A 20,470-nucleotide genomic window follows, 5' to 3' on the forward strand; every position below is an offset into this window, starting at 1 on the left:
ATGAATTATAAGATGAGTATCGAATATTGTTAATAGAAATATAATAGGGGGAAAGAGAAAGTGGATATACATAAGTTAACAGAGGAAGAAGCAAATGAGATAAATACGTGGACGTACGAGGAGCCTTATAATTTATATAGTTTTGCAGGTGAGAAAGAAGTAATAGAAGAGCTATTAGATGGAACGTATTATGGCTGTTGTGACGATCAAGGAGAGCTCATCGGCTATTTTTGTTTTGGGGAAAATGCACAAGTGCCAGGGGGAAGAGATGCTAATTTATATGGTGGAGAAGATGTGATTGATATCGGACTTGGCATGAAGCCAGCGTTAACAGGAAAAGGCATGGGGGAACTGTTTTTTCAAGCTGGGATAACGTTTGCTGCTAAGGAATTTAGTTCGAAAGTGTTTCGATTAAGTGTAGCAACATTTAATACAAGAGCGATTACGTTATATAAAAATATCGGATTTAAGCAAGGGCCTATTTTTTTGAGCTGCGGAAGGGAATTTATGCTTATGGAATACGAAAGGCCGTCAGCATGAAACTGACGGCCTAGAAAGCATAATTATTATTCTGAGTGATCAGCTCGGTGCGCTAAACGGCTTGACGCAGCGGCAGCAATTCCGCCAACGATATCGTCAAGGAACGTGTGCACCTTTCCAGTTGATTTATCATTTAAGTATTCTAAAATACCAGGTTTTAATTTATCGATATATCCAAAGTTCGTGAAACCGATAGAGCCGTACACGTTAACGATAGAAAGTGCGATAACTTCATCAATTCCGTATAAGCCTTCATCACGTTTTACGATGTCTTGTAACGGCTCACTTAGCATTCCTTTTTCAGCAAGGACATCAAGTTCGATACCAGTAATCAGTGCGTTTTGTACTTCACGTTTTGATAGTACACGTTCTACATTGTAACGGCATTCTGACATCTCTAAATTTGGATGATATTTTTTTTGAAGAAAATGAACAAGTTCAGCAATATCGTCAATTGTTACACCGCGTTCTTGTAATAGTTGTAATGCTCTTTCTTGTAGTTGATTTGATTCTTTCATGTTTATCACCTTTTTTTCTTTTTAGTATTTGTATACGTTTCGTTGCTTTATCATGTGCATAGGAATGAAAGGCGAGCACAAGCTCATATATATAAAGAAAAACCATAGGTGGCGACTGCGATGATTCAGCATATTTATGAGCATTATCACATGCATGTTAAAGAATTAATCCCCCTTGGCCCCTATAAAAGCTTTTGGATTCGCAACAAAATTTATGTACTTGTTCCAATTGGAGAAATGGAGGAAGAAGTACTTGTAGAGATGAAAAAGCTCAGTGATTATATGAACCAGCAAGGGGATATAACTGTAGCGACTTTCGTTCCGACTATACACGGCTACTATGTATGTGAGATAGAAGAACAAAATTACTGCTTATTAAAAGGTATGCGTGCGTTAGAACGACATGCTACATCATTAGGAAGTGAGCTTTCTATATTCCATAAACGAGGTGCATTCTTTCCAGAAGAAATTGAGCAATTAAGCCGCATTGGTGAATGGAAAGCGTTATGGGAAAAAAGGCTCGATCAATTAGAGAAGTTTTGGCAATCACAAGTGATGAACCACCCTTCAGATGTATTCGATCAATTGTTTATTGAATCCTTCCCGTATTACTTAGGAGTTGCAGAAAATGCAATTCAATATGTTGTCGATACAGAAATGGATGATACGCCGCAACTAACGGATGCAGCAACAATTTGCCAAGAACGATTCACACCTTTATTATGGCATCAAACGAAGCGACTCAAACTTCCTTTTGATTGGGTGTATGATCACCCGAGTCGAGATATTGCAGAATGGATCCGCCATATGACGATAGAAAAAAAGAAAGACTGGGAGCAAACAATTGTTCAATTTGTTACAGATTATGAACGTAATTATTCGCTATCCTCATTTGGTTGGCGCTTATTATTTGCAAGGCTCCTGTTCCCGCTTCACTATTTTGAAACGGTCGAACGATATTACCAAACTGGAAACGAAGAGCAAAAAAGCATATATAGAGATCGCTTAGAAGCCATTTTACACGATGTGAACCGCTCAGAGCAATTTATGAAGCATTTTTATGGCTCACTTCGTTTACCAGTAGATAAGCTTGGGATTAGAAAATTAGATTGGTTATCTTAAAAGTATAAAAAAGAGACCGATGGAGGTCTCTTTTTTATACCACAATTTTATGTAATACATTATGCCCCTACCTGCTGATCTGCACATATATTTAAAACGAATTGATGCCCTTCGAGTTTTTCATTTACTTTACCCAATAATTCTTGCTGGATTTCTTTAAATAAAAATTGATAGCTTGTATTCCATGTTGGTATAACGGATGAAAGGCTTAATAAATACTCTTTTTTCTTTTCTAGTTCTTGAATTGTTAAAAAAGTGTTCCCCATTTTTGGCATCTGTCGTCCCCCTATGTTTTTAACTGTATATGTGTGAACGATTCACTATATAGTATCAATTATCTCATTTTTTGAGAAGGATTTCCAATTTTGTTTTATGATGTTAAAGCGGAATGGTTATGTGAATAAAAAAAGAGACCAAAATTGGTCTCTTCTTAGCAAGCGACTCTGAACGAGCCGCTTCCGCTTTTAATTAATATCCAGCTCCAGCGGCTAAAATGTTCGGTGGCTTCGCTTCTTCCGCCGAGGCAAAAAGCGCCTCTATGTCAGAAGCTCCATCCCCCTCACATTTTGAACGAGCCGCTTCCGCTTTTAATAATATCCAGCTCCAGCGGCTAGAACAGTCGTCCATTTCGCGCCTTCCTGTGAGGCGCTTCCGCTTTAAATTAAAATACTTGTTCTACTTCGATAACGCCTGGTACTTCTTCAAGTAACGCGCGCTCGATACCAGCTTTTAGTGTGATTGTAGAACTTGGGCAGCTTCCGCAAGCACCCATAAGGCGTAATTTTACGATACCTTCTTCAATGTCTACTAATTCAACGTCTCCGCCATCGCGAAGTAAGAATGGACGTAATTTATCTAATACTTCTAATACTTGTTCTTGCATATGTGGGTTTTCCATTTTTATCGACTCCTTTCATCAGTTTTATTATAATCAAGATAGAGGGGAAAATCTATTTTTTCTCTTCTTGTTTTATTGTCGAAATATTGTATCGTGTTTTTTCAGTATAGGGGCATGGAATAAGTTTGTAAAATGATGTGCTTATGTACTAAGACATCTGAATATACTGTTGGGACAAGAAGTGGGGGAGAAGAAATGGTTAATGTTCAAGTGTATGGGACGAAAGTAATTTGTGCGAGCTGCGTTGGAATGCCATCTTCAACAGAAACGTTTGAATGGTTACAAGCGGCGATTGGTCGTAAATATGAAGGAAAAGAAAATAAATTTAATTTCGAGTATATTGATTTCCAAGAAGAACAAGAAGATGCGGATAAAAAAGCATTCGCAGAGCGCGTGGTGGAGGAAGATTTATTTTATCCGGTCGTTCTTGTAAATGGAGAAATTGTTGGAGAAGGAAATCCTCGTTTGAAGGATGTTTACGAAGAAATCGAGAAATATTTATAAAACAAGAAGTCTTTGCGAATTTGCAAAGGCTTTTTTTATTGGAGGGATAGATGTGAAAAATAGAGTGAAGCATGCGTTACCAACGGAAGTACAACAGTTAATGGAGCGGTACACAGTAGAATTAAAAGAAATTTTTTTGGATGAAAAAATAGTCGGGGTATATATTTACGGATCTATCGCACTAGGTGCATTTCATAAGGAAACGAGCGATGTTGATTTTGTTACAGTGATAAATGATTCCGTGAATGAAGCTGAAAAACAGCAACTTGTGGAACTACATAAGAAGTTTAGTGATAATAACCTAGGTAAAAGAATGGACGGTATGTATATTCCGCTTGTTGATTTAGGGAAATACAATGATGAAATAAACGAGTATGTGTATTGTGCAGATGGTAAAGCTAATGTTGGTCATTGGGACATTAATGCGGTCACATGGTGGACGTTGAAAAATCAGGGCATTACAGTTACCGGAAAAGAAGCAGAAGATCTTCCGTTGCAAATACAATGGAATGATGTAGTACATACGATGAAATATAACGTAGAACAGTACTGGAGTGAAAAGGCGAAGCAGCCATATTTATTTTTCGTAGAAGAGTGGGTAGAATCAGCTGTCGTTACGATGGGGCGTATTTTATATACACTAGATCATAAAACAATCGTTTCAAAAGATAGAGGATTGCAATACTTGTCAGAACGTTCAGCGGAAGAATGGGAGCTTTTATTAAAAGAAGTAGCGAGAATACGGCACAATCCAAAAGAAAAGAGAATGCTCTCAAGGTGGAGAAGGGCAGAGATGACGAAGAGATACTTACTGCATTTAATTGAGACGTGTAGAGAGAAATGGTAGGGAAGAAAATGGACAATACAGTGGGGTGTATTGTCTTTTTTATTTTGTAGTAGATAGAAAAGTATTTACAAGTATTGTGTAGAGGAAAGATAATAGAAAAAATATGCGCATGGGGGAAGATGATGAGTAAATATAAATTACATATAGATAGAGAACAATTATGGAAAGGCTGCGTTTTAAATTCGATTGCCCATGCAATTAATGTAGCGCATTGTCCAGATTTCTCACATGAAAGTTCATGGGATGGATTTAACTATAGTATGCAAGATAGCCAAGGCGGACAAGGGACAATTACGTTTCATCCGAATTACACGATTGTATGTCTTCAAGATGTGAATAGCGAGAGAATTGATGAGTGGATTGATGCGAAAAATTATTTTGAAGGGGCACCTTCGGAAGTAATAGATATTGCGAAAGAAGAAGCACTTCAATACGTATTAGAAGAAGTAGGAGGCGAAACAGTTCCTTTTATTACAACTGCATTTTGGATTGAGGATAGCGGTGCGTATTCAATTGATTTATTTGAAGAGATGGAAGAGCACGGCGGATTCTTATTAGAAATTCCATTACTTGATACAGAATCAGCAATAGAAAGACTGGAAGAAGAGTATGAACTGACAGAGGAACAAATAGAGCTTTTACAACTCGTGTATGAGAAAAAAATCCAAAGTCCAAATGAGGAAATTAAGTTGTCAAAAGAAGAAGTAGCAATGATTGGAACGGAAGATAGCGAAGGATTGGAATTTAGTAAGGAGTCATTTGAAGAAATGAATATTACTTGGGAGTTGTAGGGGAGGATAACATGTTTCCGATTGGTGATCAGCCGAAGATTATGAAAGACTTAGCAAGTATAGCTGGTGATTTAGAAGAAGTAGCGATTGAGGGGAAAACAAAAAATATAGAACGACTAGCATCTTTGCAAGTTAAAAAGTTATGGGTGTTCACAGTAAATCAAAAGCAGTTTGATCATATTCTTACGTATGCTTGTCCCGATATATTATACGTTTACGAAATGAGGGTCGAGGATTTAAGTAGCCTTCAGAAATTGTCTAATTTACAACAGTTGTATATGTGCTGGAATACAAAAGCGAAGACGTTATGGGATATTGATTATAATAAAAAGCTCAAATCCTTACTAATTGATGATTTTTCTAAGTTAGAAGATTTAAGTGCTTTAAGTAAGTGCACACAACTCAATACCTTCTATATGGGTGGTGGGATAAATACAGCGATGAAAGTACAAACTTTAAAACCACTCGCTGAATTACAGCAGTTGCAAAAGCTTACTTTGATGAATTTAAAGGTTAAAGATGATTCATTAGAACCGTTAATGCAATTGAAAAATTTAAAAGAGTTAAGCATATCTAATCAATTTAGGGTGGAAGAGTATGCAAAACTTTCTGTAGCATTGCCATATACGGTATGCGAGTCTTTTAAACCTTACCAATATATGAACGATGCAATAGATGGGAAAAATATAATGGTGACTGGGAGAAGAAGGCCAGTCCTTAATTCAAAAACGGATACTGTGAAGATGCAAAAATATGAAGAACAATTTAAAAAGTTACAAAAGGAATATAAAGCACTAGTAGAAAGCAAAATGTGAAATCACATTGCACTTTCTACTAGTTTTTTTATATACATATCAACTTCATGAAAGAATACGAGCTCTTTTTCCTCGGTATTCAGATGCACAGCGCAATGTAAATATTGCTGTAAATAGCGATTAGCTTGTTCGTACTGTTTTAATTTGTAGAAAGAAAAACAAGTAAGAAGTAGAAACGTTTTTTCTTTTAATATTGGAACGACGGCTAGTATCGGAGTAATGGAATGTATATTTATTTCCACTAAATTTTCATAAGATGCCCACATTTGAAACCAGTCGAAAATAGTAGGAAGGTAATTCAGAATGTCGATAGTTTCATGTGAAACATTATGCAATAACTGGTTCTGTTCCATATGCATAGGCTCTATTCTCGTTTGTAGAATGCAATCGAATATTGAAATGTTTTCTTTTAATTGTAATTGGTCCGCAATAAGCTGCGGGAGACCGATAGGGTGGACTCCTATATTTATATAGAAGTCATCTCCAAACTGGCTTTTTTGTATGTTAATGAGCTTATAAAATCCGTTTTCAGCTTTGAAAAATGTATGTCTTTTTTTCTTAAAGCCGAGTGGTTTTAAAGTGGCATGTAAATTTGTAATAAAATCTTGTTCCTTTTTAGAGCGAGGCTTATTCTTCGTCATATTCATACGTAGTTAAGTTTTGTAAGAAACTTTCAAAGTTAGGTGCTAATTCAATAATTTCCTCAAACTCATTATCGATAAATATAACTGGAGGATTTTCAGCTACATTTCGATAGTCTAATGCAATCCATGTATGTCCATCACCAGACAAGAGTACGATATTCTCAGGCATTTCCCATTCTCGAATTAAATAGCGGCTCTCTAAAATACTAGATTCATTTTCATCAAAAGAAATACCATATAAGCCAGACACATTAACGTGATCGTCTGCCCAAGAATTTGGTTTTGAAGTAGGGTGAGCATCAAGACGAAGAGTTCCCCCATTTTGTTCTTTTAGCAGGTTTATGTATGATTCTGGGAGCTTTACGTTAAGTACTTCTTCTGCTTTTTTGATTAGTTCATCGTTAATGGGTGCTAGTTTTAAATAGTCATCTTCTGCCCAAATTGTAGTCTTCATATTGGATCACCTCAAATAATAGTTTTAAGAATCTTATGTCATATATTATAGTTAGTTTAGATGATGCGCAATAGAGGGAGGGACGGAGTATGGATGTGTATGAATACCTCGATCACGTAAATTCTAAAGAAGATTTATTAAAATTTCTTGTATACCTCCAAAAGGATTTTAAAGTGAACAAAGATGGATGGGAGAATGTAGAGATAGAGACTTATTTAGAGGCATTAAGTGCTTGGTTAGGTGATTATGAAGGGGTTTATATAAATCAAGGGGAGAAGCTTCCAGAAAATATTCCATGGAAGTTTATTGCCCAGGTGTTACTTGCGGCAGCTCATTATGAATAAAATTAGATTTTTAAAAGATAGAATGGAGAGGATATCATGATTAACCATAATAAAATTAAACAACTTTTAACACATGTAGATCGTGCTGAGGATAATGAAATTGAGCTAGAGTATGAGTATGAATCTGAACCTATGACGATAGAAGTGTTTAATAGTGAAGAAATAGAAGAAGGACAACTTGGTTATAGTTTTGATGAAGAAGGACAAAGCTTAGTCGGGAATGAAGAAGGAGATTGGAAAGAAGGATGGATTGTAATAGGGATAGATTCATATCTTGGAGACCCGATTTTTGTAGATAGTAATGATGAGAATTGTCCAGTTTATACAGCTATGCACGGTGAGGGAGAATGGGAGCTGGAATGTATAGCGGAACGTATAGAAGATATTATTGAGAAAGTGAAGGGGAATGTGCGAGAAATAAAATAGTATTTCAATGTGATTAAGAGGGAGGCAATGTAGTATATATTCACTAAAAAAGATGTATAAAAATGATTTTGATGCATCCTTTTTAGTGAATATATAAAATAATTAACTTAGTGTATTAAATGTATGATACATGATTATTTTAATATATTTAAAAGTAAAATGAAATAAGAAACGAATAATTGTCGGAATATATTCGATTTCCGTTCATTTTTATGAAATATGTGTACTTTTTGTTAGATTCCTTCATTTTGTACATATACAATAAATGTATATAGAAATAAGAAAAGGATGATGTACGTGAAGGACACTGTTTTACAAGAAACAATTTCTCAGCAAGAATTACATAAAGTTGTTCAAAAGAATACAGCTTATTATGATTTTAAGTGGGGTAAAGTAGAAAATCCTGCGCAAGGGAATACATGGAATTGGGTAGCATTTTTCTTCCCAACCTTTTGGTTAGCTTATCGTAAAATGTATAAGTTATTTATTATATTTGCGTTATTGGCTATACCTAGTATAGTTATAACCCCTTTTATAGATATTCCAGATGGGATTTATTTAACATTTAGTTTAGCTCTTCAATTAGGAATGATGATATTTACTGGGTGGCAAGGAAACCGTTTATATTATAAGCATGCTGTTCGTGTTTTTCGTAAGGGAGAAGATATGCCTGATCATAAGAAGGCGTATTTCTTACAATCTAAGGGTGGCGCTAGTGTAGCTGGTATGATTGGTTTACAAGTTATAGTCGGGATTGTGTTTGGCGGAGCTATGCTCGGACTTTCTCTTTTACCTACTGAGCCGAATATTAAAAACGTTGTTCGTTCAAGTGGTGAAGGGGTTACGTTAGAGATTATGACTGATAATCCAACTTGGAAGTTTGTGAAGAAAGAAAAAGATTATGACGTAGTAGAGTTTACTGGTTATGATTATGCAGAGAAGAAAAACGTGAAAATTAAATTTGCTGTTTATTTCGATGAAGATTATTTCGAGTGGCAAGAGGTATATGAAAATAATAAGAAGTTAAGTGAAGAAGAAGTAGAAGAATATCAAATTTACATTGAAGAAAATAATTGGGGTTTCTAGAGGGAACTCGTTCATTTTGAAAAGAAGAATCTTGTGAAGATTCTTCTTTTATTTATTAGGGAGAGAGAAATGATTTCAGCATTAATAGAAGCTCTAATAGGGTCTATTAGTTTAAGTACGGGTTTACACACGAAAAAGATTGATGCTAACATACGTTACTTGCAGCAGTATGAATGGTTTCGAATAATATATGAAGACGAGAAGTATCGAAAGTTATTTATTACGAACTACAAAGTGCGCTCACATTTACAAAGTAAGCTAAGAGTTCGACTGCTGGTAAAAAATAAAAATGTACAACGAAGATTTTTAAAATTGGTAGAAGAGCAAATGGAAAAAAGGCATATGAATTGAAATTTTGTAAAATACAATAAAAAATGAGAATTTGCGGTAGGGTTGTCAATAACGTGAGACTATGGCACTATAAAGAAATGCTATACAAATTTTATTTATCGAGATGTAAACATCAATTTTGATTTTTACGTATAAATAATGAACGGAGGAAATGAATTTATGGCTACTTTACCAAATTGTCCAAAATGTAATTCAGAATATACGTATGAGGATGGCGTTCTTTTCGTATGTCCAGAATGTGCTCATGAGTGGGGCCAAGAAGCAGAAGCTGAAAATAATGATGGTGCGAAAGTTGTAAAAGATGCGAACGGAAACGTTCTTCAAGACGGCGACGCTGTTACTGTTATTAAAGATTTAAAAGTAAAAGGAACTTCTTCAGTTGTGAAGATCGGTACGAAAGTAAAGAGTATCCGTCTAGTTGATGGCGATCACGATATCGATTGCAAAATCGACGGTTTCGGAGCTATGAAGTTAAAATCACAGTTCGTTAAGAAGGCGTAAGACAATAAAAAGAGGAGGNNCCTCCTCTTTTTATTGTCTTTTTTTGCCCGTAAGTCGATATACCGAGAAAGAAGTACGATTCACCGTGCATCATAGTCAATTTCTTTCAACTGACATCGCTTAGTAAAGAATGTTTTATATCCGAGCTGTAAGAAGATAATGACAGCGAAAGCGGTACTTCCTGAAATACCGAGTATGATGGCGATTTGATATTGAATGGCTGTGAACGGTGATACACCAGATAATATTTGACCAGTCATCATGCCTGGTAAGCTTATAATTCCCATTCCGACCATAGAATTAATTGTTGGTAAAATAGCAGAATCAAAAGCGTCTCGAATGAGCGGAGCAGTGGCCTCTTTCGGTGTTGCACCGAGCATAAGGGCACCTTCAATTTGGCCTCTTTGCGATTTCATATTGTTTAAGAACGTATTTGCACCGAGAGAAACACCTGTCATTGCATTCCCAACTAACATTCCTGTAATCGGAACGATATATTGCGGAGCATACCAAGGGTCATGCCCGATAATAACAAAGATAAATAGTAGAAGTGGTCCAATTGATCCGGCAACCATGGAAAGAGCGGCTACTCGTTTTAAGTCTTTTGACATTGGGATGTTAACTCGTTTATAAATATTAAAAATGGCAAAGGTAGTAATAGAAGTAATAAGAGCAATTGTATAAAATGGATTACTGTTTTCGAATACATATGTAAGGACATATGCAACAAGTACGAGCTGAATCGTCATACGGAATGTTGCGATCGTAATTTGTTTCTCACGAGGTATTCCTTTTAATTTTACAAGTCCAATTAAAATAAGAATGAAAATATAGGCAGCGGCAAGTTGCCAAATTTGGAGTTCAATAACGCCCTTCAACTGAGAGCACTTCCTTTCTAGTTGCACCCTTTGTTTTGCTAATTTTAATAATATCGTCTGCAATTTCTTCTGGAAGTTGTTGCGAGTGGGTGATGAAGATAACTGTTTTTTTCTTTTTTCGTGCTAGTTCAGTAAATTGTTTCATAACGCGGCGTTCTGTATCACTATCTAGAGCTGAAGTTGGTTCGTCCAATAAATAGACAGGTGGATCCATAAGTACAATACGAGCAAAAGCAAGCCTTTGTTTTTCACCGCCTGATAAAGAAGAGGCGTTATCTTCTAATTGTTTGTCTAAGTTAACGGTTTGTAATGCGCTCCGCAGGGCATCATCATTTGGAAATGGTTTTTCAGAAAGACGAAGTCCCATTAATAGGTTGTCTTTAACGCTTCCATCAAAAATAGGTGGGGTTTGCCCAAGCATAACTACGTCACGACGTAATTGAATAGGTGGATAATCAGAAATTAACTTTCCGTTATATTCAATTGTACCGGATGTTGGAGATTGTAAATCGTTTAACATGCGGAGCAATGTGCTTTTTCCGCTGCCACTTTCACCGATAATACAAGTGATTTTTTCTTTTTGAATCTGTAAATAAGGAATGTGTAGTATATCTTTATATATAACGTCTTTTAATATAAACATAAATGGCTCCTTTCTGATTCTGGTTATATCGTATCAAAAAAGAGAAGATAACGGTTATAAAGGGCAACGTTTTTTCTTCGTTTTGAGTTCTATTAATAAGTTAAGTAAACGATCTAACTCTTGGCTGAAAGAAATCACTTTATCATGAGTGAATCCGTATCGTTCAACGAGATAGATTAACTCTTTCTTCTTCGCTTCTATGCGATCGTTTAGTCTCGTTAAGTTCATAAGTGGAATGTAATGCCTCCTATAAAAGTATTTATCACATAAAAAATAAGACCGAATGAATTCGGTCTTAAAGGAAATAATAAAACAACTTACAAATAGCATACACTGTTTATCAATATTTTTTAATATAAAAATAAAAAATAAATCATTATACATATTGAGAAAGATGTGTCTGAAAATTTTTAAAAACTGATGCAAAGAGGCTGCCTACATAGTAGGCAGCCTCTAAAGTATTAACCCTTATGATATTTGTACATCCAAAGAAGACCGGATTTCAATAATCTAGGTACACGTCCCATTAATGGCTGGTTTGCGAGTAAACCAAAACCGTGCTTCTTACCAAGAGAGCCAAGAACACCTTTTAATTTAATAACAGGTAGTTCGTCAGGAAGTGGTTCATTATTCCAACGTTTTAATAATATTTGGACAATTTGTTCTCCTTGGCCTTCAGCAAGTTGAGCAGATGGTGCGTGTGGAAGTGCTGCGCAATCTCCTACAACGTATACGTGCTCGTTATTTGGAATATTGTGATATTTCGTTAAGACAACCCGTCCGCTACCATCTTGTTCAACTGGAAGGTTTCGAACAACTTCATTTGCTTGAATCCCAGCTGTCCAGACGATTGCATCACATTCAAGTGGTTCATCGTGGTTGTATACAATGTTTGGTTCCACTTTTGTAATGTTAGAGTTTCTTATAATAGTAACTTTATGTTTTACGAACCATTCTTCTACGTATCTACTTAATTTCTCTGGATACGGGAATAAAATTCTATCTTTTCTATCAAATAAATAGATTTTTAAATCAGAACGGCTCTCGCGAAGTTCACTTGCAACTTCAACGCCACTTAAGCCAGCACCAACGACAGCTACTGTTGCATTTGGTTCTAGACTATTTAATTGTTCATATGTCTTACGTGTTTGTTCAATTGATTGTAGGCTATGTGTATATTCCTTAGCCCCAGGAACGTTATGATATTTATCTTCACAGCCAAGTCCGATAATTAAATCATCATATTGGATCGCTTCGCCGCCATCGAGATGAACAGCTTTTTCTTCGAGGTCAATATTTGTTATTGTGCCGTATTGAATATTGAGACGTGGGTGCTCAGGAAACGGTATACGAATATGCGTTTCTGAAATTGTACCCGCAACTAATGCATAATATTCAGTTTTGAAGCAATGATATGGTACTTTGTCGATTAATGTCACTTGTACATCATCTGGAAGTTGGTTGCTTGGAAGTAGCCTTTGCAGAATTCTCATTCCACCGTAGCCGCCACCTAGTATTACGAGGTGTTTCATGATGGATTACCCCTTTTCTGTTGAAATATCCCCTAATCATAAAATTATATATTAATAAAATATTTTGACTTTACTCAATCAAATTATATCGAATTTGTGAACAAATAACAATGCATGAATGAATACTCTGTTGTACAATAAGAAGAAAAGTAAAGTAAACTGTTTTTCCTTTGTAGTTACTATTTCATTGTAAGTAGCATTTATATAGAAGAAGTCATCTACTTTGAAGTGAAATAATGAAGTAACTAAATAGTTTAGAATGTGTAACAAAAACAACAAGAAACAGCTTAGTTTTCTTCTTATAGATAAAGTGAAACTTTAATTAGTGGGTTTTTTGTTCATCTCCCACTAATTATTAGCCTTCACCAATCGGGCATTTACGGGCAGTTATCTCCCGCCTAACTTCCTTGCATTCACTGAATTTTGAGGTGGGAGTCTTACTGCCCGTTAATAGCGGGATAAAGTCAGAAGGTAATTTGTTTTGTAGTACAGGGGGGAGAATTTTGATTAAACCATTAATTGAATTTTGTGTAGGTAACCTTGCAAGTGGTTCACAAGCAGCTCTAGAAAAATTAGAAAAAGATCCGAATTTAGATGTAATGGAGTATGGTTGTTTAGGATATTGTGGTATTTGTTTTGAAGGACCGTTTGCACTTGTAAATGGTGAAGTCGTACAAGGTTCAACAGTAGAAGAGCTTGTTAATAATGTATATGAGTATTTGGATGAAAATCCAATGTTTTAAGGTGTTGCGAATCAGCAGCACCTTTTTCATTAGATAAAACGTTATTTCGTAGGGGAGGCTAATACTGATTATCAGCCAGCACCAATCGAAAATAGTGAGATAAATAAAAAAAGGCCCTTTTTAGAAGGGCTTTTTTCTTACACAAGTTGTGTAAGAGTGGCTCATCGCCAAACGTTGTCAAATATGAGAAACGGGGGACATTCATATTGTGTTCTAAAAGCGTGCATTTTATACTTAACATAACAAATTATTTTTGGAGTGAATGCAAATGAGCCAATTTTCTTTTACAAAAATGCATGGTCTTGGCAATAGTTATATATATGTAAATATGTTTGAAGAACAAATTCCTGAGGAAGATTTAGCTCTTGTGGCGGAAAAGGTTTCAAATATTAATACTGGTATTGGAGCAGATGGAATGATTTTAATTTGTCCATCTGACGTAGCTCCGGTGAAAATGCGCATGTTTAATAATGATGGATCAGAAGGAAAGAGCTGTGGTAACGGTTTACGCTGCGTAGCGAAATATGCGTATGAGCATAAACTAGTAGAAGAAACAGTCTTCGCAATTGAAACGTTAGCTGGCATTGTAACGGCGGAAGTAACGGTAGAAGAAGGGAAAGTTACGTTAGCGAAAATCGATATGGGAGCACCGCGTTTAACACGTGCAGAAATACCGATGCTTGGTGAAGGTGAAACACCATTTATTCGTGAAAACTTCTTATACAATAATCATCGTTATGCATTTACAGCTGTTTCAATGGGGAATCCGCATGCGGTTATTTTTGTGGATGATGTAGAAAAAGCACCACTTACAACACTTGGGCCAGTCCTTGAGACACATGAAATGTTTCCAGAGCGAGTAAATGTTGAATTCATCGAGATTTTGAATGAGGAAGAGATGAACTTCCGCGTTTGGGAACGTGGATCTGGTGTAACACAAGCTTGCGGAACAGGGGCGTGTGCTGCGGTTGTAGCCTCTATTTTAAATGGAAAGATGGAACGTGGTAAGGAAATTACAGTTCATTTAGCTGGTGGCGATTTAATGATTGCATGGACAGAAGAAGGCAATGTGTTAATGAAAGGACCAGCGGAAGTAATTTGCCGCGGAGTGTATGAGTACAAGATAGAAGCGTAAAGATGTATAATAGAATGAGAACAGAAAGGATGTGTATTTCATGATTGAAGTAACAGAACAAGCAGCTTTTCAAATTAAAGATATGTTAAAAGATGCTGAAGATGGAGAGAAGTACGTGCGCCTTGCTGTACATGGCGGCGGATGTACTGGCCTTTCTTACGGCTTAGGATTTGAAGTAGAACCAAAAGAAGACGACACAGTTCTTGAGTTTTTCGGTGTTGAATTTGTTATTGATACAGAAAGTGCTCCAATTGTTAAAGGAGTAAAAATTGATTATAAACAATCTATGCTTGGCGGCGGATTCACAATCGACAATCCAAACGCAATCGCATCATGTGGATGTGGATCATCTTTCCGTACAGCGACGAATGCTGGTAAGCCTGAAGAGTGCTAAGTTTTTAGCCAGAACAGAAAAAGACCTTTTTAGCGATGAAATAAAATCGTTAAAAAGGTCTTTTCTTTTGTCGTAAAATCACGATTGGTCCGGGCTGATTAAAGTTTCACTTTATCTTTGCATAGATGCAAGTATCAATTAGTTGTTTGCCATCAGCTGAAAAATCTTCATTACGTAATATCCCTTCAAGCTCAAAACCTAATTTTTCAGGAATCGCACGACTTTTCGTGTTATTACGTTCACATCGTATTTCAATCCTTCTAAATTTGAATAACTGAAATCCAAGGTTTATTAACGCATTTACTACTTCTGTCATATATCCATTGCCACTAAATTGCGTGTGAATCCAGTATCCAATTTCACATTTAGAAACCTTCCAATCAATCGCGTGAAGGCTAGCAGTTCCGATGAAATTATTCGTCTCCTTATGATAGATAAGATAGCGAAAGCTTTCTCTTTTCAAAAAATCTATATGCGCATTTCTAAGGAGAATTTCCGTTTCTTCAACAGTAGGAATTGACTGGAATAAAAGCAGCCATTGCTTTAATTCATTAATGGAATCTTTAATAGCCTCGTGTACTACATCCCCTTCACCTGCTTGAAGGGGGGCTCGAAGAATGAGTCTATCTGTTTCTATTTGTAACGGAACATCTAATAAAATAGGATTCATATTATTTCTCCTCTCAAAAGCTAAAAACAATAAATATATATTCAATTCATTATTTAGAAATCCCTTTTTACATATTGAAGACGAAGCTACCGGCTGGTACAAAAAAATAGCTGCTGAAGTAGCTTTAAGTTGTTCAACTTATGCATTATTATTTATTTGAGCTTCTTTTAAAGTTCTTTTTTTTCCAGTTATAATTGAAGGGTAGAAAGAGGAGATATATGCTGGAACATATTTTTGAATTTATATTGAAGTACGTTATAGGTCCTATTTTTAGATTTATAAGATACCTTGTGATAGATATTATAATAGAATGCATAATAGAAGGTGTACTAAATGGTATAAGGAAATTACGTTATAAAATCCGTGATAAGTGGCGAAACTGGCGTGAAAGACGTTATTGGCGGTAATAGGTACATAAAAAATTGGCAGTAAAGAGATAGCGGATAAAAAGCCTTAAGAGAGATGATTAATTCATTTCCCTTAAGGCTTTTTATAACGAAGTAGTAGCAGAGCATCCAAGTTTAGAATCCGTACTCATTCNNGAATGAGTACGGATTCTAAAGTGAAGAAATAATTACTATCTTACAAAAGTGTAATGTTCATGTCATGTTTTTGAATTTCTTCTTTAAGCTCTGGGCTTTAAGATAAGAATATAAGAAAAAACATATGAGGTGAAGGAAATGAAAAGATACATTGCACTGTTTAGTATTTTAGTTGTATTTGCAAGTCTGTTAGTTGGTTGTGATATTAACCGTATGGGGAAAGATGAGTATTATGTTCAAGTTACAGCTGATGGAATTGAAAAAAATGAGAAGTTTGATAACGGAGAGCCACATAAATATTTCGAGTATAAATTAAAAGGATTCGATAAAGGTGGAGAAGTAAAAGAATTAGAATTCACAGCTCCAAAAAATCTTCGTAAAGATGCATTCTTACGCGTATACAATTCAGATAAAAAAGGTGTAACAGCTTGGGAAGAAGTGAAAAAAGACGAGCTTCCTGCGAAAGTGAAAGAAAAATTAAGTGTGAAATAAGACAGATAAAAAGGAATTGACGCACAGGGTCAATTCCTTTTTATATTCTCAAAATCCTCTTCTGAAATGACTTTAAATCCGTGTCTTTTAAATAAAGCAGTTGTCACTCCGTAACCAGTTAGCTTATTGCCGTTAAATTCCCCGGTGTAAATGGTGGAGCTACCACAAGATGGACTGCGCTCTTTTAAAATAATGTATTCTGGGTGTAAATCTTTAATTTGTTCTAATGCTTTATAAGCACCGTTTACGAAAGCTTCTGTGACATCCTCGCCATCTTTTGTCATCACTTTTGCTTTTCCATCCAAAACGTCATCGCCATTCCCACCGATAATTTCAGCTGAGGGACGAGGTATTGGCAATCCTCCTAATACTTCAGGACAAATGAGGACTGTATCTTCTTGTTGCAGAAGTTCCTCTATTTTTGAAACGAGATTGTCATTCCCGTCATAACGGCAAGCGATCCCACCTAAACAAGCGCTAATTACGATCATATTTTCACCTCCAATAAAAAATATTCAATGTCACGCCAATTTCTCTTCCTACCTCTTACTTATAAGTGAGGTGATATAAATGGGAAGCTTATATAATCTAATGAAACCATATAGTGAATTTCGAAGTAAAGAAGAGTTTAATACATATCAAAAACAGGTGTTGAAGTGCTACCGATTTCAATTAAATAAAACTGATTCTATCATTATTCATTTTTTAGGAAAGTATGCGGTGAATGAGAAACAAAAAACAGTCGGGGTCGCTTGTCCGTTAATGGAGACGATTGCTACAAATGTTGGAAAGAGTATTCGTACAGTACGCCGTTCAATTGCAAAGTTGGAGGAATTAGGAATTATAAAACGTGTGGCGACGAAAGAAAGACATAGGCGCGGTGGATATAGTGCGAACTTATATGTTTTTCTTACATCTGCAATTGACCGCATGGATGACCGTATGAAAATGTCCGTATGTGAAAGTGAGGACTGTGCAGCTGGCTGTAGTAGAAATGAGCAAAAAAGCACTGGGGAAACAATTCTTTCTAAAAACATTCCACAAATAAAAGAGAATAGAAAAGTAACGTACGAGCTTGATGAGACGTATTGCCGTCACGATATACCGAAGCCTTTTATATATGCACTTGTGCCGATGACGCGTAATCCGAAAAAGATTAATATATTTTGGAGTAAGGTGGAACTTGCATATAAAAAGAGCGGGTTACTAGAGCAAGGTGTGTTACTGGAGCAAATATTAGCTGATGAAGAAGTGTATGGAAATTTCATTTGGCGAGTAAAGAGTGTTGTGAGAGCGTATAAATACGGGGAAATCCGTAAAAATGTTAAGGCGCTTTTATACAGTACAGTGCGGGATCTATTTTTAGAGGTTGGACTAGAATGGGGAGCAGCTGTGAGAAGAAGTAAGGGGGTACCGTTATTTGATCCGTTTAAAAAGGAGCCATGCGTATAACACATGACTCCAAGTAGTTAATCAAACTTTCTTACAACTGGAACACGAATCGCTACAAATAGTACGAAGACGATAACGGCGATTGCACCACTTTTCATAACGGTTACGATTGGAATTCCTATTGCAAGTGCGATTGATGTGAATGCATAAGAAAGCGGGATAAAGCCCATTGATGATAGCATAAGTAGACTCATTACGCGTCCCATCATTTCTTCTTTTACTGTTGATTGAATCATCGCCATAAGCGGAACGATAGCCATTGCGATTGTAATACCGTAAAACATGCCAGCTAATAATGCTTGCCAAAGTACGGTGCTAAAGTTGATGGATAAGAAGAATACACCAGACAGTAGCATCATGATAATGCAAAATAGACCGCGTCTACGATTAATATTTTTTAAACCGACAATGACAGCGCCTATTGCCATTCCGCCTCCTACAGACGCTTCTAAGTAACTAAACTGAAGCGAATCACCGTGCAGAACATTTTTAACGAAAAGCGGGAAACCGACTTGCATCGGACCAATTAAAAATAAGTTTAAAAAGGCGCTACAAAGAAGGAAAGTTGAAAGGAATGGTGATTCCTTTACGTATAAAATTCCTTCTTTAATAGAAGTGAACATGCCTTTGTCTGTATGTTGCTGCTCTGGCATCGTAAATTGTATTTTTTGAACGAGTATGGCTGCGACGATCAGCAATAAAATCGTGATCGAAAAAATCGTTTCATAGTTCGTAAATTTGATAAGAATTCCGCCAAGTACAGGGCCTAAGATGACTGATGCTTGGTTTGTCATTTGTGTAAGTGAATTCGCTTGTGTTAAACGGCTTTTTTCTACAAGTTCAGGCAAGATAGATCCATCAGCTGACCAGAAAAAAGCATCAGCAAGCCCAAAGAATAAAGCGAATAAAGCAAATGTATACAGTGTTACATCACCTACGATGAACCATGTAAGAATGGTCGCGACAAGAATAGCACGAATAATATTAGAATAAAACATAATGTTTTTTTTCGGGAATTTATCAGCTACAGCGCCGCCAATAATCATAAAAATAAGCCTTGGAACACTAAGAGCTACGAAAACAACACCGAGCGAAGCCTCAAGGTTTAATGTTTTTGCTATGTACCACGTTTGTGAAAAAGTAAAAAAGGCTAAAGCAAAACTTGAAAAGAGTGTAGCTGCCCAAAGAAAAAGGAAATTCGTATTTTTTAATAACGGTTTTCCGCTTCCTTCTAAAGCAGTTTTATTTTGTTGTAGTTCCTCCATATTGCTTCCTTTCTATGTGACAAATTTAAACTAAAAAATCTATTAGCAATCGTTTTGTCCCGCGTTAACGGGCAGTAAAACTCCCATCTCAAAATTTGGATCGGGCAAAGAAGTTAGGTGGGAGACCAACCGCCTGTAAACCCCCACTGAGTATAGTTTCACTTTATACAGTTTCTAATATTTCTATACTGCACTTTCTCATTGTAGACAATAATAATGAATTTGCCCAGTAGCTATTTAACGACAAAAAAAGATGCCGAATGGGCATCTTTTTTTAGGCTAACACAATATAAATATCCAATTGTGCATTATTTGGGTCTAACGCTCTTTCGTCGTAAAGCTCAAAGTCTGTTGTGAAGGCACGTTTATTTTCTTTCGACCATTGCCAAATATATTCCCAAGCTTCACAAACGACTTCAGAAACTGGACCTTTTCTCGTTGAAAATACCGCATATGTAGCTGCAGGTATTGTTAAAGTTGTCATATTTTCAGGAACGTCTTTTAATGAAGAAACGGACATACCGATCGTAAATGTATATGTACCAGTTTCATCTGACTCGTAGTTTGAATAGAAAGCGAATGTTTCTTTCTTTTGTTGATTTGGGATGTGATGCACCATTTGTTCTTGGAAGTAGTGGTTCCAAAGTTGTGGAATATCCCCTTCAGTAGATGCCTCTCTTTCATTAGTCGTCGTAACCGAAACGCCAATAGCTTGGAAAGTTTCTTTTTTTACGATAATCGGTTCTTTCATTAAAAAATCCTCCTCTATCAAACGGAAACGTACGTTCTTATTTATTGTAACATATTTTGGAAGTGGAAAGTGTTTTTTCCTACAGAAGGTAGCTGTGAAGAAAGAGAGGTAATTTGCATTAGAACACTTTAT

Annotated in this window: 31 protein-coding genes; 17 read left to right on the forward strand and 14 right to left on the reverse strand. The window is 36.1% G+C overall.

What is annotated here, in order from left to right:
- The first annotated feature begins 60 nt into the window (after positions 1-60).
- Positions 61-540 carry a GNAT family N-acetyltransferase gene (locus tag COK05_RS11880; protein ID WP_098612736.1) on the forward strand — a complete coding sequence of 160 codons (480 nt, stop codon included), beginning with the start codon at positions 61-63 and terminating at the stop codon, positions 538-540.
- Between the two features lie 26 nt (positions 541-566).
- Here COK05_RS11880 and COK05_RS11885 read toward each other — a convergent pair whose 3' ends face one another.
- Positions 567-1,058, reverse strand: coding sequence for a phosphatidylglycerophosphatase A family protein (locus COK05_RS11885; protein WP_000665102.1), 492 nt, complete (start codon positions 1,056-1,058; stop codon positions 567-569).
- Between the two features lie 120 nt (positions 1,059-1,178).
- Between COK05_RS11885 and yutH the strand changes: the two genes are divergently transcribed.
- A complete protein-coding gene (gene yutH, locus COK05_RS11890; RefSeq protein ID WP_098612737.1) occupies positions 1,179-2,180 on the forward strand; it encodes a spore coat putative kinase YutH in 1,002 nt (333 codons plus the stop codon).
- 59 nt (positions 2,181-2,239) lie between these two features.
- Here yutH and COK05_RS11895 read toward each other — a convergent pair whose 3' ends face one another.
- From COK05_RS11895 to COK05_RS11900, 3 genes are all read right to left on the reverse strand, one after another.
- Positions 2,240-2,455, reverse strand: coding sequence for a carbonic anhydrase (locus COK05_RS11895; RefSeq protein WP_098612738.1), 216 nt, complete (start codon positions 2,453-2,455; stop codon positions 2,240-2,242).
- Positions 2,456-2,648: 193 nt separating this feature from the next.
- Positions 2,649-2,807 (reverse strand): hypothetical protein, encoded by a 159-nt coding sequence (locus COK05_RS31300; protein ID WP_176539435.1) that lies wholly within the window; start codon positions 2,805-2,807, stop codon positions 2,649-2,651.
- Between the two features lie 34 nt (positions 2,808-2,841).
- Entirely contained in the window at positions 2,842-3,078 is a 237-nt protein-coding gene (locus tag COK05_RS11900; RefSeq protein WP_000431159.1) for a NifU family protein, read from the reverse strand.
- A gap of 195 nt (positions 3,079-3,273) precedes the next feature.
- On the opposite strand from COK05_RS11900, the gene COK05_RS11905 reads away from it, so the two are divergent.
- From COK05_RS11905 to COK05_RS11920, 4 genes are all read left to right on the forward strand, one after another.
- The gene (locus COK05_RS11905; RefSeq protein WP_098612739.1) at positions 3,274-3,582 is read left to right on the forward strand and encodes a YuzD family protein; all 309 of its coding nucleotides are present in this window, start codon (positions 3,274-3,276) and stop codon (positions 3,580-3,582) included.
- A gap of 52 nt (positions 3,583-3,634) precedes the next feature.
- Positions 3,635-4,429: a nucleotidyltransferase domain-containing protein gene (locus COK05_RS11910; protein WP_141539046.1), complete on the forward strand. Its 795-nt coding sequence runs from the start codon at positions 3,635-3,637 to the stop codon at positions 4,427-4,429.
- 122 nt (positions 4,430-4,551) lie between these two features.
- Positions 4,552-5,220 carry a hypothetical protein gene (locus COK05_RS11915; RefSeq protein ID WP_098612741.1) on the forward strand — a complete coding sequence of 223 codons (669 nt, stop codon included), beginning with the start codon at positions 4,552-4,554 and terminating at the stop codon, positions 5,218-5,220.
- A gap of 11 nt (positions 5,221-5,231) precedes the next feature.
- The gene (locus COK05_RS11920; protein ID WP_098612742.1) at positions 5,232-6,035 is read left to right on the forward strand and encodes an internalin; all 804 of its coding nucleotides are present in this window, start codon (positions 5,232-5,234) and stop codon (positions 6,033-6,035) included.
- 2 nt (positions 6,036-6,037) lie between these two features.
- Here COK05_RS11920 and COK05_RS11925 read toward each other — a convergent pair whose 3' ends face one another.
- Together COK05_RS11925 and COK05_RS11930 are read right to left on the reverse strand one after the other, a co-directional pair.
- A complete protein-coding gene (locus tag COK05_RS11925) occupies positions 6,038-6,676 on the reverse strand; it encodes a DUF4304 domain-containing protein (protein WP_141539048.1) in 639 nt (212 codons plus the stop codon).
- Positions 6,663-7,133, reverse strand: a complete 471-nt coding sequence (locus COK05_RS11930) for an SMI1/KNR4 family protein (protein ID WP_098612744.1) — start codon at positions 7,131-7,133, stop codon at positions 6,663-6,665. Before COK05_RS11930 ends, COK05_RS11925 begins: the two co-directional genes overlap by 14 nt.
- A gap of 89 nt (positions 7,134-7,222) precedes the next feature.
- Here COK05_RS11930 and COK05_RS11935 point away from each other — a divergent pair, with 89 nt between their 5' ends.
- The 5 genes from COK05_RS11935 to phnA all read left to right on the forward strand — a co-directional run bounded on the left by COK05_RS11935 (position 7,223) and on the right by phnA (position 9,841).
- On the forward strand, positions 7,223-7,477 hold the full coding sequence (locus COK05_RS11935) for a DUF7660 family protein (protein ID WP_098612745.1): 255 nt from the start codon (positions 7,223-7,225) through the stop codon (positions 7,475-7,477).
- A gap of 36 nt (positions 7,478-7,513) precedes the next feature.
- On the forward strand, positions 7,514-7,903 hold the full coding sequence (locus tag COK05_RS11940; RefSeq protein WP_098612746.1) for a hypothetical protein: 390 nt from the start codon (positions 7,514-7,516) through the stop codon (positions 7,901-7,903).
- Between the two features lie 288 nt (positions 7,904-8,191).
- A complete protein-coding gene (locus COK05_RS11945) occupies positions 8,192-8,989 on the forward strand; it encodes a DUF2628 domain-containing protein (protein ID WP_141539050.1) in 798 nt (265 codons plus the stop codon).
- A 69-nt stretch (positions 8,990-9,058) separates the two neighbouring features.
- Positions 9,059-9,340 carry a hypothetical protein gene (locus COK05_RS11950; protein ID WP_098612748.1) on the forward strand — a complete coding sequence of 94 codons (282 nt, stop codon included), beginning with the start codon at positions 9,059-9,061 and terminating at the stop codon, positions 9,338-9,340.
- A gap of 159 nt (positions 9,341-9,499) precedes the next feature.
- Positions 9,500-9,841 carry an alkylphosphonate utilization operon protein PhnA gene (phnA, locus tag COK05_RS11955; RefSeq protein ID WP_000212737.1) on the forward strand — a complete coding sequence of 114 codons (342 nt, stop codon included), beginning with the start codon at positions 9,500-9,502 and terminating at the stop codon, positions 9,839-9,841.
- 80 nt (positions 9,842-9,921) lie between these two features.
- Here phnA and COK05_RS11960 read toward each other — a convergent pair whose 3' ends face one another.
- The 4 genes from COK05_RS11960 to COK05_RS11975 form a co-directional block, all read right to left on the reverse strand.
- Positions 9,922-10,719 carry an ABC transporter permease gene (locus COK05_RS11960; protein WP_098612749.1) on the reverse strand — a complete coding sequence of 266 codons (798 nt, stop codon included), beginning with the start codon at positions 10,717-10,719 and terminating at the stop codon, positions 9,922-9,924.
- Positions 10,703-11,362, reverse strand: a complete 660-nt coding sequence (locus tag COK05_RS11965) for an ABC transporter ATP-binding protein (RefSeq protein WP_098612750.1) — start codon at positions 11,360-11,362, stop codon at positions 10,703-10,705. Before COK05_RS11965 ends, COK05_RS11960 begins: the two co-directional genes overlap by 17 nt.
- A 54-nt stretch (positions 11,363-11,416) precedes the next feature.
- Positions 11,417-11,590 (reverse strand): aspartyl-phosphate phosphatase Spo0E family protein, encoded by a 174-nt coding sequence (locus COK05_RS30920; protein ID WP_141539052.1) that lies wholly within the window; start codon positions 11,588-11,590, stop codon positions 11,417-11,419.
- Between the two features lie 233 nt (positions 11,591-11,823).
- A complete protein-coding gene (locus tag COK05_RS11975; RefSeq protein WP_000682067.1) occupies positions 11,824-12,894 on the reverse strand; it encodes an NAD(P)/FAD-dependent oxidoreductase in 1,071 nt (356 codons plus the stop codon).
- 503 nt (positions 12,895-13,397) lie between these two features.
- On the opposite strand from COK05_RS11975, the gene COK05_RS11980 reads away from it, so the two are divergent.
- The 3 genes from COK05_RS11980 (at position 13,398) to COK05_RS11990 (ending at position 15,166) form a co-directional block, all read left to right on the forward strand.
- Positions 13,398-13,637 carry a YuzB family protein gene (locus COK05_RS11980; protein ID WP_000595027.1) on the forward strand — a complete coding sequence of 80 codons (240 nt, stop codon included), beginning with the start codon at positions 13,398-13,400 and terminating at the stop codon, positions 13,635-13,637.
- Positions 13,638-13,905: 268 nt separating this feature from the next.
- Positions 13,906-14,772: a diaminopimelate epimerase gene (dapF, locus tag COK05_RS11985; protein ID WP_098612751.1), complete on the forward strand. Its 867-nt coding sequence runs from the start codon at positions 13,906-13,908 to the stop codon at positions 14,770-14,772.
- A 40-nt stretch (positions 14,773-14,812) separates the two neighbouring features.
- Positions 14,813-15,166: a HesB/IscA family protein gene (locus tag COK05_RS11990; RefSeq protein WP_000573830.1), complete on the forward strand. Its 354-nt coding sequence runs from the start codon at positions 14,813-14,815 to the stop codon at positions 15,164-15,166.
- Positions 15,167-15,272: 106 nt separating this feature from the next.
- Here the strand turns inward: COK05_RS11990 and COK05_RS11995 are convergent, their stop codons facing one another.
- Entirely contained in the window at positions 15,273-15,836 is a 564-nt protein-coding gene (locus COK05_RS11995; RefSeq protein ID WP_098612752.1) for a GNAT family N-acetyltransferase, read from the reverse strand.
- 218 nt (positions 15,837-16,054) lie between these two features.
- Here COK05_RS11995 and COK05_RS31710 point away from each other — a divergent pair, with 218 nt between their 5' ends.
- Both COK05_RS31710 and COK05_RS12010 read left to right on the forward strand, forming a co-directional pair.
- Positions 16,055-16,243, forward strand: coding sequence for a hypothetical protein (locus tag COK05_RS31710; protein WP_098612754.1), 189 nt, complete (start codon positions 16,055-16,057; stop codon positions 16,241-16,243).
- A gap of 273 nt (positions 16,244-16,516) precedes the next feature.
- Positions 16,517-16,870, forward strand: coding sequence for a YxeA family protein (locus tag COK05_RS12010; RefSeq protein WP_098612755.1), 354 nt, complete (start codon positions 16,517-16,519; stop codon positions 16,868-16,870).
- 29 nt (positions 16,871-16,899) lie between these two features.
- Here COK05_RS12010 and COK05_RS12015 read toward each other — a convergent pair whose 3' ends face one another.
- The gene (locus COK05_RS12015) at positions 16,900-17,361 is read right to left on the reverse strand and encodes a DUF523 domain-containing protein (protein ID WP_098612756.1); all 462 of its coding nucleotides are present in this window, start codon (positions 17,359-17,361) and stop codon (positions 16,900-16,902) included.
- 79 nt (positions 17,362-17,440) lie between these two features.
- Between COK05_RS12015 and COK05_RS12020 the strand changes: the two genes are divergently transcribed.
- Entirely contained in the window at positions 17,441-18,322 is an 882-nt protein-coding gene (locus COK05_RS12020) for a helix-turn-helix domain-containing protein (protein ID WP_098612757.1), read from the forward strand.
- Positions 18,323-18,339: 17 nt separating this feature from the next.
- Here the strand turns inward: COK05_RS12020 and COK05_RS12025 are convergent, their stop codons facing one another.
- Both COK05_RS12025 and COK05_RS12030 read right to left on the reverse strand, forming a co-directional pair.
- The gene (locus COK05_RS12025) at positions 18,340-19,587 is read right to left on the reverse strand and encodes an MFS transporter (RefSeq protein WP_098612758.1); all 1,248 of its coding nucleotides are present in this window, start codon (positions 19,585-19,587) and stop codon (positions 18,340-18,342) included.
- Between the two features lie 274 nt (positions 19,588-19,861).
- Complete coding sequence (locus COK05_RS12030) at positions 19,862-20,338, reverse strand: GyrI-like domain-containing protein (protein WP_098612759.1); 477 nt, start codon at positions 20,336-20,338, stop codon at positions 19,862-19,864.
- Positions 20,339-20,470: the final 132 nt, after the last annotated feature.

The organism is Bacillus cereus, assembly GCF_002567495.1.
In the GTDB taxonomy this organism is placed as follows: Bacteria; Bacillota; Bacilli; order Bacillales; family Bacillaceae_G; genus Bacillus_A; species Bacillus_A cereus_AQ.